Source organism: Burkholderia sp. AU30280, assembly GCF_020420125.1.
Taxonomy (GTDB): Bacteria; Pseudomonadota; Gammaproteobacteria; order Burkholderiales; family Burkholderiaceae; genus Burkholderia.
Genome location: NZ_JAIZRY010000006.1, coordinates 200,123 through 215,616 on the forward strand (window position 1 = coordinate 200,123; position 15,494 = coordinate 215,616).

13 protein-coding genes are annotated in these 15,494 nt (G+C 67.7%); 4 read left to right on the forward strand and 9 right to left on the reverse strand.

Going from position 1 to position 15,494, the window contains the following annotated elements:
- The first annotated feature begins 1 nt into the window (after position 1).
- Positions 2 to 868 carry a CPBP family intramembrane glutamic endopeptidase gene (locus tag LGN17_RS16025; RefSeq protein ID WP_226197664.1) on the forward strand — a complete coding sequence of 289 codons (867 nt, stop codon included), beginning with the start codon at positions 2 to 4 and terminating at the stop codon, positions 866 to 868.
- Positions 869 to 888: 20 nt separating this feature from the next.
- On the opposite strand, the gene LGN17_RS16030 is transcribed toward LGN17_RS16025, so the two are convergent.
- The 5 genes from LGN17_RS16030 to LGN17_RS16050 all read right to left on the reverse strand — a co-directional run bounded on the left by LGN17_RS16030 (position 889) and on the right by LGN17_RS16050 (position 6,645).
- A complete protein-coding gene (locus tag LGN17_RS16030; RefSeq protein ID WP_226197665.1) occupies positions 889 to 1,869 on the reverse strand; it encodes an aldo/keto reductase in 981 nt (326 codons plus the stop codon).
- Between the two features lie 194 nt (positions 1,870 to 2,063).
- Positions 2,064 to 2,735 carry a MarC family protein gene (locus tag LGN17_RS16035; protein WP_175953933.1) on the reverse strand — a complete coding sequence of 224 codons (672 nt, stop codon included), beginning with the start codon at positions 2,733 to 2,735 and terminating at the stop codon, positions 2,064 to 2,066.
- A 132-nt stretch (positions 2,736 to 2,867) separates the two neighbouring features.
- A complete protein-coding gene (locus LGN17_RS16040) occupies positions 2,868 to 3,668 on the reverse strand; it encodes an enoyl-CoA hydratase-related protein (protein WP_226197666.1) in 801 nt (266 codons plus the stop codon).
- A gap of 38 nt (positions 3,669 to 3,706) precedes the next feature.
- The gene (paaK, locus tag LGN17_RS16045) at positions 3,707 to 5,029 is read right to left on the reverse strand and encodes a phenylacetate--CoA ligase PaaK (protein ID WP_226197667.1); all 1,323 of its coding nucleotides are present in this window, start codon (positions 5,027 to 5,029) and stop codon (positions 3,707 to 3,709) included.
- A 59-nt stretch (positions 5,030 to 5,088) separates the two neighbouring features.
- Positions 5,089 to 6,645 (reverse strand): 3-hydroxyacyl-CoA dehydrogenase, encoded by a 1,557-nt coding sequence (locus LGN17_RS16050; protein WP_226197668.1) that lies wholly within the window; start codon positions 6,643 to 6,645, stop codon positions 5,089 to 5,091.
- Between the two features lie 541 nt (positions 6,646 to 7,186).
- On the opposite strand from LGN17_RS16050, the gene LGN17_RS16055 reads away from it, so the two are divergent.
- A complete protein-coding gene (locus LGN17_RS16055) occupies positions 7,187 to 8,275 on the forward strand; it encodes a calcium:proton antiporter (RefSeq protein ID WP_175966382.1) in 1,089 nt (362 codons plus the stop codon).
- A gap of 94 nt (positions 8,276 to 8,369) precedes the next feature.
- On the opposite strand, the gene LGN17_RS16060 is transcribed toward LGN17_RS16055, so the two are convergent.
- From LGN17_RS16060 to LGN17_RS16070, 3 genes are all read right to left on the reverse strand, one after another.
- Positions 8,370 to 9,503 (reverse strand): transporter substrate-binding domain-containing protein, encoded by a 1,134-nt coding sequence (locus LGN17_RS16060; protein ID WP_226197669.1) that lies wholly within the window; start codon positions 9,501 to 9,503, stop codon positions 8,370 to 8,372.
- Between the two features lie 20 nt (positions 9,504 to 9,523).
- The gene (locus LGN17_RS16065; protein ID WP_226197670.1) at positions 9,524 to 10,297 is read right to left on the reverse strand and encodes a hypothetical protein; all 774 of its coding nucleotides are present in this window, start codon (positions 10,295 to 10,297) and stop codon (positions 9,524 to 9,526) included.
- A gap of 662 nt (positions 10,298 to 10,959) precedes the next feature.
- On the reverse strand, positions 10,960 to 11,871 hold the full coding sequence (locus LGN17_RS16070) for a LysR substrate-binding domain-containing protein (protein WP_226197671.1): 912 nt from the start codon (positions 11,869 to 11,871) through the stop codon (positions 10,960 to 10,962).
- A 113-nt stretch (positions 11,872 to 11,984) separates the two neighbouring features.
- On the opposite strand from LGN17_RS16070, the gene LGN17_RS16075 reads away from it, so the two are divergent.
- Both LGN17_RS16075 and LGN17_RS16080 read left to right on the forward strand, forming a co-directional pair.
- Positions 11,985 to 12,923, forward strand: coding sequence for a 2-hydroxyacid dehydrogenase (locus LGN17_RS16075; RefSeq protein ID WP_226197672.1), 939 nt, complete (start codon positions 11,985 to 11,987; stop codon positions 12,921 to 12,923).
- A gap of 71 nt (positions 12,924 to 12,994) precedes the next feature.
- A complete protein-coding gene (locus LGN17_RS16080) occupies positions 12,995 to 14,359 on the forward strand; it encodes an MFS transporter (RefSeq protein ID WP_226197673.1) in 1,365 nt (454 codons plus the stop codon).
- A 49-nt stretch (positions 14,360 to 14,408) separates the two neighbouring features.
- Here the strand turns inward: LGN17_RS16080 and LGN17_RS16085 are convergent, their stop codons facing one another.
- The gene (locus LGN17_RS16085) at positions 14,409 to 15,377 is read right to left on the reverse strand and encodes a LysR family transcriptional regulator (RefSeq protein ID WP_226197674.1); all 969 of its coding nucleotides are present in this window, start codon (positions 15,375 to 15,377) and stop codon (positions 14,409 to 14,411) included.
- Positions 15,378 to 15,494 lie beyond the last annotated feature (117 nt).

The following is a 15,494-nucleotide window of genomic DNA, read 5'->3' on the forward strand; positions in this document are numbered from 1 at the left end:
CATGTCCCTTTCGCTCCTTCCGTCCGCCACGATCTGGCTCGCCCTGTTCGCGGCCGCCGCGTTCGTGTGGCATCGCCCGCAGCACGGCCTGAGCGTCGGCCTTGCCGTGCTCGCTTATGCGTGCGCGCTGGCGTTCGGCAAGCTCGCGCCGCTCGCGCTGGCGCCCCTCGCGTTGCTGGCCGCGGCCGCCTGGGGCGCGATGCCCGAGCGCCCGCGCGGGGTGCGCATCGCCGCGCACGTCGTCTTTGCCGCGCTCGCGATCGCGCTCAGCCTGCACCTGATTCCCGGCTTCCACAATCCGCGCGTGATCGGCCCGACGCGCTTCACGCCGGATGCCGTGCCGTTCACGATGTACCTGAATCTCGACAAACCGCTCGTCGGCCTGTGGCTGGTGTGGGTGCTGCCGTGGGTCGCCCCCGACGTCCCGCTGTCGCGCGCGCTGCGCACCGGCGCGGTGGCTGCCGTCGCGACGGCAGCCGCGTGCCTGGCCGGCGCGCTCGCATTCGGGATGGTCGGCTGGGCGCCCAAGTGGCCGCCGTCGGGCTGGCTGTGGCTCGTGAACAACCTGCTGATCGTGACGCTCGCCGAGGAAGCGCTGTTCCGCGGCTACGTGCAGGGCTGGCTCACGCGCGCGCTGCGCGGATTCGCATGGGGGCCATGGGCCGCGCTGGCGATCGGCGCGGTGCTGTTCGGCGCCGCGCATGCGGCCGGCGGCTGGCAATGGATCGTGCTCGGCACGGTGGCCGGCATCGGCTACGGCCTCGCCTGGCGGCGCGGCGGGCTGCTCGCATCCGCGCTCGCGCATGCGGGACTGAACATCGTCCATTTCGGCCTGTTTACCTACCCGATGCTCGACGCCGCGCGCTGACGGCCGCGCGGCGCCACCGCTCAGTTGATCCCGGCGACCGCGTGCGGCACGTACGGGCGTTCGAGCGTGGCAATCTCGTCGTCGGTCAGTTTCAGCTCGAGCGCGGCCAGTGCGTCGTCCAGCTGCCGCACCTTCGAAATGCCGACGATCGGCGCGGTCACCCCGCGCTTCTGCGCGACCCAGGCGAGCGCGACCTGCGCACGCGGCACGTTGCGGGCAGCCGCGATCGTCGCAACGGCGTCGACGACCGCCTTGTCCGACTCCGCCGTCGCATCGTAAAGCCGCTGGCCGACCGCGTCGCTCTGCTGCCGCTCGGTCGACTCGTCCCAGTTGCGGGTCAAGCGGCCGCGCGCGAGCGGGCTCCACGGAATCACCGCGATCCCTTCGTCTGCGCACAGCGGCAGCATTTCCCGCTCTTCTTCCCGATACAGCAGGTTCAGGTGGTTCTGCATGCTGACGAAGCGGGTCCAGCCGTGCTGCTTCGACGTGTGCAGCGCCTTCGCGAACTGCCACGCGAACATCGACGACGCGCCGATATAGCGTGCCTTGCCGGCCTTCACGACATCGTGCAACGCCTCGAGCGTCTCCTCGAGCGGCGTGCCGTCGTCCCAGCGGTGAATCTGGTAGAGATCGACATAGTCGGTGCCGAGCCGCTTCAGGCTCTGGTCGATGTCGGTCATGATCGCCTTGCGCGACAGCCCCGCGCCGTTCGGCCCCGGCCGCATCCGGTAGAACACCTTGGTCGCGATCACGATCTCGTCGCGTTTCGCGAAATCGCGCAGCGCACGGCCGACGATCTCCTCCGACGTGCCGTCGGAATACATGTTCGCGGTATCGAAGAAGTTGATGCCGGCTTCGGCCGCCCGCTGGATGATCGGGCGGCTCTCCGCTTCCGGCAGCGTCCACGGATGCGTGCCGCGTGACGGTTCGCCGAACGTCATGCAACCCAGCACCAGCCTGGACACGTCCAGCCCCGTCGATCCGAATTTCACGTATTCCATTGCACGCCTCGCCATTGAAGTTGAGCTGACGGCCGGACGCGCGCCGCGCATCCGCCGAACCGTCGCATGGTATCCCGGGCGGCAAGAATGCGTGCGGCGTCGCCACTTGGTACGAAGGCAGTGCTCGTCAGCGCGAGATCGCACGGGGCGCCGGCTGCGCGGCGCGTGCGCAGCGGCGCCGCCCGCTGACTTGCTTACTTGGCCTGGTCGGCGATCGGCTGCAGGAACGCGGAGAAGCCGGTCAGCATGATCTGCACGCCGATGCACAGCAGCAGGAAGGCCGACACGCGCTTCGCGACCTTGGTGCCTTCGCTGCCGAGGTAGCGCGACAGCAGCGCGGAGCGGCTGTAGACCTGCCAGATCACGATCGCGACCAGCACGGAGACGGCGATCGACACGATGCTCGACAGCATGAATTCCGACAGCTTGTGCGTGCGGTTCGCATTCAGCGCGATTGCGGTCGCGATCGAGCCGGGGCCGACCGTCAGCGGCATGGTCAACGGGAAGAACGCGCGCGTCATGATCGCGTTCGCGTCGATCGGCTTGACCGGCGTATCGCCGCCGCCCGGGCCGTCGGGTTCGTTCAGCATCTGCCAGCCCGCGACGGCAACCGCGAAGCCGCCGCCGATCCGCAGCGCTTCCATCGAAATCCCGAAGAAATGCAGCACCGGCGTGCCGGCGAAGAACGCGACCATCAGCACGATGAACGCGTTGAACGCGACCTTCCTCGCGAGCAGATCGCGTTCGTGCTCGGTGAGCGCCTCGGTCCGTTCGAGAAACAGGAACGCGATGCCGATCGGGTTGATGATGCCGATCAGGCCGGTGAAGCCGAACAGGATCTCGGAGATAAGGCGGTTGACGATCATCGGATGAGGAATCGGTCGGGGCTGGGCCGGCAGCGCGCCGGAGGTCACGCATTGTAGAGCAAGCGCCAGCGCCGCCAAACTCGGCTACGCCCGTCGTGCCGTCGATCGTCACCGTTTCGCCGTCGCTTCCCCTTACTCGGCGCCCGCCTCCCATGCCGGCGGACGCTTCGCGAAGAACGCGGTGAAGCCCTCCTTCGCTTCCGGCGTTGCCCGCACGCGGGAGATCGTCTGCGCGGTGAACGCCGCGCGCTCGTCCGACGGCGGATACTCGCCGATCGCGTCGAAGAAGCGCTTGATCTCCATCAGCGCATTCGGGCCGTTGCGGCCGAGTTCGGCGAGCGTCTTGTCGAGTGCTTCGTCGAGCGAATCGAGCGGCACGGCCTGGTGAATCAGGCCGATCGCGACCGCTTCGCCGGCGGCGAGCTGGGTCGCCGTCAGCGCGAGCCGGCGCGCCTGGCGCTGGCCAACCGCCTCGACCAGATACGGGCCGATCACGGCCGGCAGGATCCCGAAACGAGCTTCGCTGACCGAGAAGCGCGCGTGATCGCTCGCGATCACGATGTCGCATGCCGCGCACAGGCCGACGCCGCCGCCGAACGCATGGCCCTGCACACGCGCCACCGTCGGCTTCGGACATTGCCGGATCGCGCGCATCATCGCGGCGAACCGCTGCGCGTCGCGCAGGTTCGCCGCCGCGTCGTTCGCGCTCGCGCGCTGCATCCATTGCAGGTCGGCGCCCGCGCAGAACGCGCGGCCGTCCGAACGCAGCACGATCGCGCGCACGTCGTCGCGCCGGCCGAGCGTGGTGAACGCTTCGGTCAGTTCGGCGATCATCGTCTCGTCGAACGCGTTGAGCACGTCGCCGCGCTGCAGCGCGACGGTTGCGATACCGCGCGCATCGACCGTGACGGCCAGGGTCTTCAATCCATCCATCGAACAGGTTTCCTCGGGTTGAACGGCAAACATGGGAATCAGGCGGCCTGGCGGCGGTCGATCACGCGCCGGGCCTTGCCGGTCGCGGTCGCGGGAATGCCGCCCGCCGCCAGCACCGTCACGCCGGACGACACACCGACCATCGTCTTGATCCGGTGCTGCAGCTCACGCGCGAGCACCGCACGATCGCTTTCGCCGACGGACGCAGCCGCTTCGGAGCGCAACTCGACCGCGAGGTCGAGCCGGTCCATGTGACCGTCGCGCGACAGCGTGATCTGGAACTGGCCCGACAACTGCGGCAGCGCGACGACGATCTCCTCGATCTGGCTCGGGAACACGTTGACGCCGCGCACGATCAGCATGTCGTCGGAGCGGCCGGTGATCTTCGCAAGACGGCGCATCGCGCGTGACGTCGGCGGCAGCAGCGCGGTAAGGTCGCGCGTGCGGTAGCGGATCACCGGCATCGCTTCCTTCGTCAGCGACGTGAACACGAGCTCGCCGTGGCTGCCGTCGGGCAGCACCTCGCCCGTGACCGGATCGATGATTTCCGGGTAGAAATGGTCTTCCCAGATCACCGGGCCGTCCTTCGTCTCGACGCATTCGCACGCGACGCCCGGGCCCATCACTTCCGACAGCCCGTAGATGTCCAGCGCGTCGATGCCCACGCGCGTTTCCACTTCCTCGCGCAACGCCTGCGTCCACGGCTCGGCGCCGAAGATGCCGATCTTCAGCGACGACTCGGCCGGGTCCATCCCCTGCCGCACCATCTCGTCGATCAGGTTCAGCATGTACGACGGCGTGACGAGGATGATCTTCGGCTCGAAATCGCGGATCAGCTGCACCTGCTTCTCGGTCTGCCCGCCCGACATCGGCACGACCATGCAGCCGAGCCGCTCCGCGCCGTAATGAATCCCGAGGCCGCCGGTGAAGAGCCCATAGCCGAACGCGTTGTGCAGCGTGTCGCCGGGACGTCCGCCCGCCGCGCGGATCGAGCGCGCGGTCACGTTCGCCCAGGTATCGATGTCGCGCGCGGTGTAGCCGACCACCGTCGGCTTGCCCGTCGTGCCGCTCGACGCGTGCACGCGCACGACCTGCTCGCGCGGCACCGCGAACAGCCCGAACGGATAGTTGTCACGCAAGTCGCTCTTGGTCGAGAACGGGAATTTCGCGAGATCGGCAAGCGACGTCAGGTCGTCCGGATGCACGCCCGCCGCCTCGAACGTGCGGCGATAGTGCGGGACGTTGTCGTACGCGTGGCGCAGCGACCACTTGAGGCGCTCGAGTTGCAGCGCCTGCAGTTCGTCGCGACTGGCGGTCTCGATCGGCTCGAGGGTGGCGGCGGGATGCGTCGGGTGAGTCATCGGGGTGCTCCTCCAATGGAGTGATGTCGTTATCGTGTTCGAAGCAGCGGGGGCGACGGCTACGACCGGAACGTGCGGCCGGCCGCGTGCAGCGCGGCAATGCGCGGCGACACGCGATAGCGGTCCTCGCCGTAGCTCGCCGCCAGGTTCGACAGCACGCGATGCACGCGGCCGATGCCGATCGCATCGGCCCACGCCAGCGGGCCGCACGGGTAGTTCACGCCCTTCTCCATCGCGAGATCGAGATCGGCGGGCGAACATACGCCCTGGTTCACCGTATCGGCCGCCTCGTTCGCGAGCATCGCGACGGTACGCATCACGACCATGCCCGGCACGTCCGCCACGCCGACCACGCGAAAACCGGCCTGCTGGAACAGGCCGACCGCGTCCGCATAGGCCGCATCGCTGCACTGGAGCGCGCGCGTCAGCGCAACGAGCCCGGCCTGCGCGTAATCGCGCGCAAGGTCGACCAGCACGAGATCGGCGGCGCCCGTCTGCGCGGCGCGCGCGGTCGCGGTGCGGCCGTCGGTCAGCGCGATCGATGCGCGGCCGGCCGTCGCGAGCAGGTCGTCGGCGGTCGCGGCGGCCTGCCGGGCGCCGGCGATGCGTTCGGCAAAGCGCGCGTGCAGCGCGGCGGCCGGGCCGTCCTGCGCGAACAGCACGACTTCGGCCGGCGCGTCGCGCTGCGGTTCGAGATCGGGCGCGGGCGGCGTCGCGCCGTCCGCATACGCATAGAAGCCGCGACCCGACTTGCGCCCGAGGAAGCCCGCATTCACGAGTTCCTGCTGGATCAGCGACGGCGTGTAGCGCGGATCGTTGAAGTACGCGCGGAATACCGACTCGGTCACCGCGAAGTTCACGTCGTGGCCGATCAGGTCCATCAGCTCGAACGGCCCCATCCGGAAGCCGCCGGCCTCGCGCATCACCGCGTCGATCGATGCCGGCGCGCCGCCCTGCTCGTTCAGCACGCGCAGCGCCTCCGCGTAATACGGCCGCGCGACACGATTGACGATGAAGCCCGGCGTCGATTTCGCCATCACGGGCTGCTTGCCCCACGCGGCGGCGGTCGCAACCAGTACCTGTGCGACCTCGGGTGCGGTCGCGAGCCCGCTGACCACCTCGACGAGCGCCATCAGCGGCGCCGGGTTGAAGAAATGCAGGCCGGCGACGCGCTGCGGCACGCGCAGCCCGGCCGCGATCGACGTGATCGAAATCGACGACGTGTTGGTGGCCAGCAGGCACGCGTCGTCGACATGGCGCTCAAGGGTTGCGAAGATCTCGCGCTTCACGTCGAGCCGCTCGGCCGCCGCCTCGACGATCAATGCCGCGCCCGCGAAGTCGGCCAGTTCGCGCACCGCGCGAATCCGGGCGCCGGCCGCGTCGGCCTGGACGGGTTCGAGCCGGCCCTTCTCCGCGAGCCGCGCGAACTGCGCGCGGATGCCGGCCAACGCCTTGTCGCAGGCGGCGGCGTTCAGGTCGTACAGCAGCACCGTATGGCCGGCCGCCGCCGCGACCTGCGCAATACCCGCGCCCATCGCGCCGGCACCGATCACGCCGACGACGGCCGACGGCGCCAGCGCGCCCGAGTTCACCGAATGTGCAGAAGAAACAGCCATCGCTTGCGATCCGTCAAGAAGTGGAGGTGCGAGCAATTATAAACCGACCGGTCGGTAGATTTATGTCAGGGCGAGCCCGAATTTGTCGTGCAAGAGACCGTTACGGAAACTGCAAAGACAAAAAAATTGAAAGGTCGGGGCACTTTTTGCAGACAGAAAGGTCAATGAAAGCATTCGAATATGAGATAGTGACCCCCGAACGCCTGATAAAATTCGACAAATCGCCGGATTTCAGGGGGAACCCGCGTGTCACGCTGCCACCGTCGTCCGCCCTTCCGGCGTCGGAACCGAGCCTCCGGCACGGGCCGCGTCTCATGTGCTGGCCTCGCCACGTGCGGCCAGCCGCATCGAACCGTTTCATCCAGCGACGGGCTTCGGCCCGCCCGCGCCCCTCGCTGCCTCACGGCGGCGAACCCAGGGCAGCACCGTTGCGTGCCGCCACCTTTCGGTTTCATCGTCCTCGTTCGGCGGATAGTACGGCCGGGCTTCGTCAACCCGTGACGGCGCGTCGCGCGCCGCCACTCGCATAAGGAAACCCTTCATGCCGCTCTCGTCCAACCAGCTCCCGCGCTGGACCCTCGTGGCCCCGCTTGCCGCATGGCTGGTCCTCGCGCTGTCGCGCGTCGTGCCGGCCGAAGGCCTCGTCATCGCGGTGTTCGCCGCCGCACTCGCCGGCGCCGTGTTCGCCGCTGTCCACCATGCGGAAGTCGTCGCGCATCGCGTCGGCGAGCCGTTCGGCACGCTCGTGCTCGCGGTCGCCGTGACCGTCATCGAAGTCGCGCTGATCGTGTCGGTGATGCTCGGCGCGGGCCCCGAGAAATCGGGCCTCGCCCGCGACACCGTGTTCGCCGCCGTGATGATCATCTGCAACGGCATCGTCGGCATCTGCCTGCTGGTCGGCGCGTGGAAGCACGGCGAGCAGGACTTCCAGGGCCGTGGCGCAAGCAAGGCGCTCGCGGTGCTGGCGTCGCTGTCGGTGCTGTCGCTCGTGATGCCGAACTACCTGAACGCCGCACCGGGCCCGTTCTTCTCGAAATCGCAGCTCGCATTTGCCGGCGTGTCGTCGCTCGTGCTGTACGGCGCATTCGTGTTCGTGCAGACCGTGCGTCACCGCGACTACTTCCTCACCGCGCACGACAGCGCGAACGAATCGGTGCACGCAGCGCCGCCGAGCAACCGCACTGCGGTGATCAGCATGCTGCTGCTGTTCGCAAGCCTCGTCGCGGTCGTGCTGCTCGCAAAGCTGCTGTCGCCGGCGGTCGAGCACGCCGTAATGAAGCTCGGCGCGCCCGAAGCCGCGGTCGGTATCGTGATCGCCGCGCTCGTGCTGCTGCCCGAAGGGCTCGCGGCCGTCACCGCCGCGCGTGCGAACCGCCTGCAGACCAGCATGAACCTTGCGCTCGGTTCGGCGCTCGCGAGTATCGGGCTCACGATCCCGACCGTCGCGGCCGTGTTCATCTGGGTCGGCCAGCCGCTCACGCTCGGCATCGGCCCGATGGAAACCGTACTGCTGGCGCTGACGCTGCTGGTCAGCACGCTGACGCTCAGCCAGGGGCGCACGACGGTGCTGCACGGCGTCGTGCACCTGTCGCTGTTCGCCGCGTACCTGTTCCTGTCGATCACTCACTGACGCAAAAAAGCGCGCGGCCCGGCGGATCCCCTCCGCCGGGCCGCGCGCAGTCTTTCACGTCCCTTCAGCTTCCTTCGTTCACGTCACGCCGCCGTTACCGCACCGGAATCACGAGGTGCTGGCCCGCCAGGATCAGGTTCGGGTTGGCAAGGTTGTTGCGGCGTTGAATCTCGCGATAGCGCTGGCCGCTGCCGAGCTTGCTTGCCGCGATCATGTTCAGCGTGTCGCCCGCCTTCACCACGTACGTGTGCTCGCCCGACGCGGCCGCGGTCGTCACCGCCTGGTCGCTGACGAAGTACTTGCGCAGCAGGTCGAGATACTGCGGCGACTGCTTGAGCTTCGCGATCGCCGCGTTCAGGTAGATCAACAGATCCTGGTCGTCGGCGCGCACGCCGATCTTGTACGCGATGTTCGAGCCGTCGAGCTTGGTCACCGCGAACTTCAGGTCGGTGTCCTTGATCGAGCTGACCGCGAACGGATAGTCGTAGATGAACGCGTCGACCGTATGGCCGTCGATGCTCTTCGCGATGAACGCCGGATCGGAATCGTCGATTTCAACGAACTTCACGTTCGGATACTGGCGCGTGACGAATGCGCGCACGTCCGGGTCGCCCTTCAGGATGCCGACCGTCTTGCCCGCGAGATCGTCGGTCGAGCGGATCGCGGAGCCCTGCCGCACGATCAGCGAATAGCCGAAATCGTCGACGTACGGCACCGAATAGACCACGCCCGACGGCGTGTTGTCCGGGAACGTCAGCCCGTCCATCGCCACGTCGACCACGTGGTTCCCCTTCGCGTCCGTATCGAGCAGCTGCTTCGGCACGCCCGGATACGTGTCGACCTCGTGACGCGTATCGACGACGACCGGCTTGCCGCCGTGCGAGAACGACGGATCCGCGAACAGCAGCCGCGCGAATTCGACGTTGAAGCCGTGCGGCGTGCCCTTGTCCTCGCCGAAGAACGGTTCGCTCGGGTTCTGCACGGAGATCCGCACGACGCCGTTTTCGGCAATCGATTTCAGCGCGCTGGCCTGCGGCGTGAAGCCCGCCGGCAGCACGCTGGACGACGGCGACGCCTGCGCGGACTGCCCGGTGTCGCCACTTTGCGCGGACGTCGAGGCCGGGGCCGCGTCATGCGCGGGAATCAGTGTCGACAGGCCGCCCTGATGCACGATCCATACGCCGACGAGCACGACCAGAAATGCGATGGCGCCAAGAAGTTTTTTCATGGTTGCGAACCTGCAGGAAGTTATTGTTGTTTCGACGGCAGTTGCGCGGGGTTCGCCGCATCGAGCCCGGGCGCGTGCGGCGCATTCATTACCGCCTGCTGCTGCGCCTGCTTGACCTCGGGGTTATCCATCAGCGACGTCTCCATTTCGGAGAACGCCTTGTTGACCGAGCGCATCACCGAATCGACGGCCACGTCGGTCTTGATCTGCTCGAACGTGTCGGACGCCTGCCGGCCCGCGAGCTTGTTCATCTGCTGCGCGGCCTGCGACATGTCCCACATCGCCTTCGCGCGGTCGATCGCCGACGCGAAATTCTTCAGTTCGGCCTGCACCTGCTTGTAGCGCCCCTCGCGGAACGCGAGCAGCTGCTTCATCGTGTCGAGCTGCTGCCGGAAGCGTGGCGCATCGTCCGGATACTGCTTCTCGAACAGCTCCGTCTTGTTCTCGAAGTTCTTCACCTCGGTGCGGAACGCGGTGATGCTGTCCGCGAATTTCTGGGCCGCCTGGCGCTTTTCCGCGAGCTGGTTGATCAGCGTCTCGATCGGATTGGCCTGCGCCTCCTCGACGATCATCTTCACCTTCTGGTTCGCGAACTTCATCGCGACGACCGGCGCGAAATAAATCGCGCCGAGGCCGATCACGCCCGCCGTGACCAGCGCGATCACCCCCTTCAGGATGAACAACGCGGCCGGAGCCGCGATTGCGACGCCGGCGACGATGATCGCCCACTTGATCAGCTTGACCTTGCCACTCCCCGAACTGCCGTTTGCTTCTTCATTCGAAAGCTGCGACATGAGTTTTTCTCCTTGAACCTCGAACCGAACTGCTTGCGTTTGCTTTTTCAAGCTCAATCGAAATGCTTCGGACTTCGGTGCCGCCGGGCAATCAGGCAAGCCGGCGGCGCAATGCAAGGATGGGCGCGACGGACGTCACGAGACGCCGGTGTAGGCGCCGTTCAGGATGCGGTGATGAGGAGCGGCAGACAACGCTGCGATGCGGCGCGCCGGACGGGCGCCGTTCGTCGCCGCGGCGCTCGCGCGGACGGGAAAGTGTACCGATGCACGGTACGCAACGGGATGACGGATAGGTGACGCGCCGGGCGTCGGGAGAAGCGTTGTTCCGGCGGGCCGACAAACGCGGGGCCGGTATTCCGGTACGAGTGCGTAAAGGCTCATCGTTGTTCTTTTGTGTATCGCGGGTGCAGGACCGCGCGGCCGGCGCGTCCCGCTCCAAATGCACGGACGTATCGTGCGCCGACCGGCATGCAGCGTCAAGCAGTTGTCGCAGTGCAGCGAACTGCTGCGTTCCTCCTTTGGAACACCGGTAGCGAAGCAGCTTTCAACGCGGTAAGGATTCGCAGGACTGCGACTGGTCGTGCTCGGTCAGGATTGCTTGGCATCGCTTGCGCAAGCTTCCGGGTTGAAAGCTTGTCACATCGCGCCGACGGATTCCGCGCTTATGCCGTTACCGCGCCGCCGTGCTCCTGCGTCAGAAACCGCTCGACCATCGCGTTGAACACCGGCAGCGCCGGATTGTCGTTGTCCGCTCGCCACGCGAGATACAGCTCGGCCGCCACGTCGGCGCCCGCCAGCGGCCGGAACATCACGCCGTCGACATGCAGTTCGCGCGCCGACGCCGGCACGAGCGCGGCACCGAGCCCCGCGCGTACGAGGCCGAGGATCGTATGCGTCTGCCCGACGTAGTGCAGGTAGTTCGGCAGCCGCCCCGCGTTCGCGAACAGGCCCGAGATCAGGTCGTGGAAGTATTTCCCTTCGTTCGGCGAATACGCGATGAACGGCTGCCGGTCCAGATCGTCAGGGCCGATGCGCTCGCACGCGGCAAGCGGCGCGCCTTCCGCGACCGCAACCAGCATCGGCTCGCGCTGCACAAGCCGGTATTCGAGCGGCTGGCGCGCGGCACGCTGGCGCACGAAGCCCGCGTCGAGCATCCGCGACGCCAGCGCATCGATCTGCACGGTCGACACCATCTCGCGCAATTCGATGTCGACGTCCGGCAGCGCGTGCGCGGCGTGCGCCAGCAGCATCGGGATCATCCGGTATGCGCTGACCGCCGTGAAGCCGAGCGTGATGCGGCCGGCGCCGCCATGGGCGACGCGTTGCGCGGCCTGCTCGGCCCGTGCGGAGAATTCGAGGATGTGCCGCGCGTCGCGCAGGAACCGCTCGCCGGCCGCGGTCAGGCTGACCTGCCGGCTGCTGCGTTCGAGCAGCGCGATGCCGAGCGCATGCTCGAGCAGCTGGATCTGCCGGCTGAGCGGCGGCTGGGTCATGAAGAGCCGCCGGGCCGCGCGACCGAAATGCAGTTCCTCGGCGACCGCGACGAAGCAGCGAAGCTGGTGCAGTTCAATCATCCAATTCTTGAATCGATCGATAGTCTTTTGATGTTAGACGCATATCGATACGATTTCTATACTCGGTTGCACCTGATGCACGGCCCAAGCCGCGCACGACGACCGAGACCTTCATGACCATCGACATCCTGCTCACCCAGCCGCTCCCCGACGCCATCGACGCCGAACTGTCCGCCCGTTACGCGGTGCACCGGCTGTATGCGGCCGAGCAACCGGACGCGCTGCTCGATCGCGTGGCCGCACGCATTCGCGGCGTCGTGACCGGCGGCGCGAACGGCCTGTCCGCCACGCTGATGGACCGGCTGCCCGCGCTCGAGATCGTCGCGATCAGCGGCATCGGCACCGACGCCGTCGATCTCGACCGCGCACGCGCACTCGGCATTCACGTGACGACGACGCCCGACGTGCTGACCGACGACGTCGCCGACATGGCGATGGGGCTGATCCTGATGACGCTGCGCGACCTCGGCGCCGGCGAGCGCATCGTGCGCGGCGGCCGCTGGGGCAAGGCGGCCCAGCCGCTCGCAACGCAGGTGACCGGCAAGCGGCTGGGCATCGTCGGGCTGGGCCGCGTCGGACGCGCAATCGCGCAGCGCGCGCAGGCGTTCCGGATGCCCGTCAGCTACTTTGGCCCGCGCGAGCATCGCGACAGCGGCTATCGCTTCGTGCCCGACCTCATCGCGCTCGCGCGCGACAGCGACGTGCTCGTGATCGCGGCATCGGCCGATCACGGCAACGTGCTTGTGACAGCCGACGTGCTCGCCGCGCTCGGCCCCAAAGGATTCCTGATCAATGTCGCGCGCGGCAAGCTGGTCGACGAAGCCGCGCTCATCCGCGCGCTCGCCGACGGCACGATCGCCGGCGCCGGCCTCGACGTATTCGCGAACGAGCCGCACGTGCCGGCCGCGCTGCTCGAGCTCGACCGTGTCGTCGTGCAGCCGCACCGTGCGAGCGCGACCCGCGAAACCCGCGAAGAGATGGGCCGGATCGTGCTGGCCAATCTTGCCGCGTGTTTTGCCGGCCAGCGCCCGCCGACCAGCGTCACGCGCTGATCCCCGCGCCGCACGGCGGCCACCCGTTACAACACCGGATGCCTCCGCACGACGGAGGCCAGGAGACACGCATGCCCAATCGATCCAGCGGCACCGCCCTCGCCGCGTCGCCCGCCGCCTCGCGCACGATCGGCCGCGTCCGCTATGCGGTCCTCGCGCTGATTTTCGCGGTCACCGTCATCAACTATGCGGATCGCGCGACGATGTCGATCGCCGGAACCGGCGTCGCTCACGACCTCGGGCTGACGCCCGTGCAGCTCGGCATCGTCTTTTCCGCGTTCGCGTGGGCCTATGCGATCGGCCAGATCCCGGGCGGCTGGCTGCTCGACCGCTTCGGCGCACGGCGCGTGTACGGCCTGAGCCTGCTGCTGTGGTCGGTCTTCACGATGCTGCAGGGCACGGTCGGCTGGCTCGCCGTGCAGGGCGCGGCCGCCACGCTCGCGCTGTTCGTCATGCGCTTCATGCTCGGCCTCGTCGAATCGCCGGCGTTCCCGGCCAACTCGAGAATCGTCGCGTGCTGGTTCCCGACCGCCGAACGCGGCACGGCGTCGGCCCTGTTCAATTCGGCGCAGTACATGGCCGTCGTGCTGTTCACGCCCGCGATGGCCTGGCTCACGCATGCGCTCGGCTGGGAGCACGTGTTCCTGTGGATGGGGATGCTCGGCATCGCGCTCGCCGCGCTGTGGTTCGCGTGGTATCGCGAGCCGCACGGCCATCCGCGCGTGAGCGACGCGGAACGCGACTACCTGCGCGCGCACGGCGCGCTCGTCGATCTCGAGGCGAACCGCGTGCGCCATCGGCCGCGCGTGTCGTGGCACGACGTGTCGCAACTGTTCCGCCACCGGAACCTGTGGGCGATCTACATCGGCCAGTACTGCATCACGGCCCTCACCTATTTCTTCATCACGTGGTTCCCGATCTACCTGATCAAGGGACGCGGGATGACGATCATGGAGGCCGGCTGGGTCGCCGCGCTGCCGGCGATCTGCGGGTTCACGGGCGGCGTGCTCGGCGGCGTGCTGTCGGACTGGCTGATCCGGCGCGGCATGCATCCGTCGAAGGCGCGCAAGACGCCGTTCGTCGTGGGAATGGCGATGGCGACGCTGCTCGTGCTGGCGAACGGCGCATCGTCGAACGCGGTCGTGATCGCGCTGATGACGATCGCATTCTTCGGCAAGGGGCTCGCGGCGGTCGGCTGGGCGGTGCTCGCCGACACGGCGCCGGAAGGGATGGTCGGGCTGAGCGGCGGCGTGTTCAACGGCCTCGGCAATATCGCCGGGATCGTCACGCCGCTCGTGATCGGCTACTTCGTCGCCAGCACGGGCTCGTTCGCCGGCGCATTATGGTTCGTCGCCGCGCACGGGCTGCTCGGCATTGCCGCCTACGGATGGCTCGCGGGTCGCTTCGAACGGATTCGCATCGCGCCGCGCGCATGAACCTCGCCGCGGCACGTGCGGTTCGCGCGAAGCATGCCCGCGCGAATCGTCACGCTCGCTTGCGGCCGCCCCGCGTCTGTTCGGTCGTCAGCCGGTCGAGTTCGCGCAGGTCGTTCTCCAGCGCGGGCGTGAGCGTCGTGCGCAGGTGGTCGAGGAACGTACGGATCTTCGCGTCGAGATAACGGCGGGTCGCGTAGACGGCATACACGCTCACCGTCTGCAGCCGATACTCGGGCAGCACGCGGATCAGCCGCCCTTCGCGGATGTCGTCGAGCACCGTATACAGCGCGACGCACGCGATCCCGCGCCCGGCGCGCACCGCGACGCATAGTGCGTCCGGCACATTGACCTGGAACGGCGCGGGCTGCAGCTCGTAGACGGTCTCCTCGCCATCGCTGCGCTCGAGCCGCCATTCGCCGGCCGGCGAGGCGGGCGTATCGAGGCGCAGGCACACGTGGTTCGGCAATTCGTCGGGCGACTGCGGCGTGCCGTGGCGCGCCAGGTATTCGCGCGATGCGACGAGCACGCTGCAACTCGTGCCGCAGGTCTGCGCGACATAGCCCGAATCGGGCAGTTGCGACGCCGTCACGATCGATACGTCATAGCCCTCTTCGACGAGATTCGGCATCCGCTGCGCGAGCGTCAGCTCGACCGACACGTCGGGGTTGTCCTCCTGGTAGCGCACGATCGACGACACGACATGACTCTGCCCGAGCCCCGTCATCGCATGGATGCGCATCTTGCCGCTCGGCCGCAGCAGCGCGTTGCGCGCCTCCGCGTTCGCGTAGTCGATTTCCGCGAGGATCGATTTCGCGCGCTCGAAATAGCGTTCGCCGCTTTCGGTGAGGCCGAGATGGCGCGTCGTGCGATGCAGCAGCCGCGTCTGTACGTGCGCTTCGAGGTTCGATACCGCGCGCGACACCTGCGCGGTGGTCGCGTCGATTTCCTTCGCGACCGCAGTAAAACTGCCGGCTTCGACAACGCGCACGAACAGGCGCATGTTTTCGAGCATGTCCATTGAATTGGCTTGGGGAGAGTCAGTGGGGAGGCGTCGGCAGCGCTCGCGTCAGATGAGGAACGGAACGCAGCCGCGAACCACGTCGATTCGATCACCGTGCCGGGAGAAAGGCGGGAG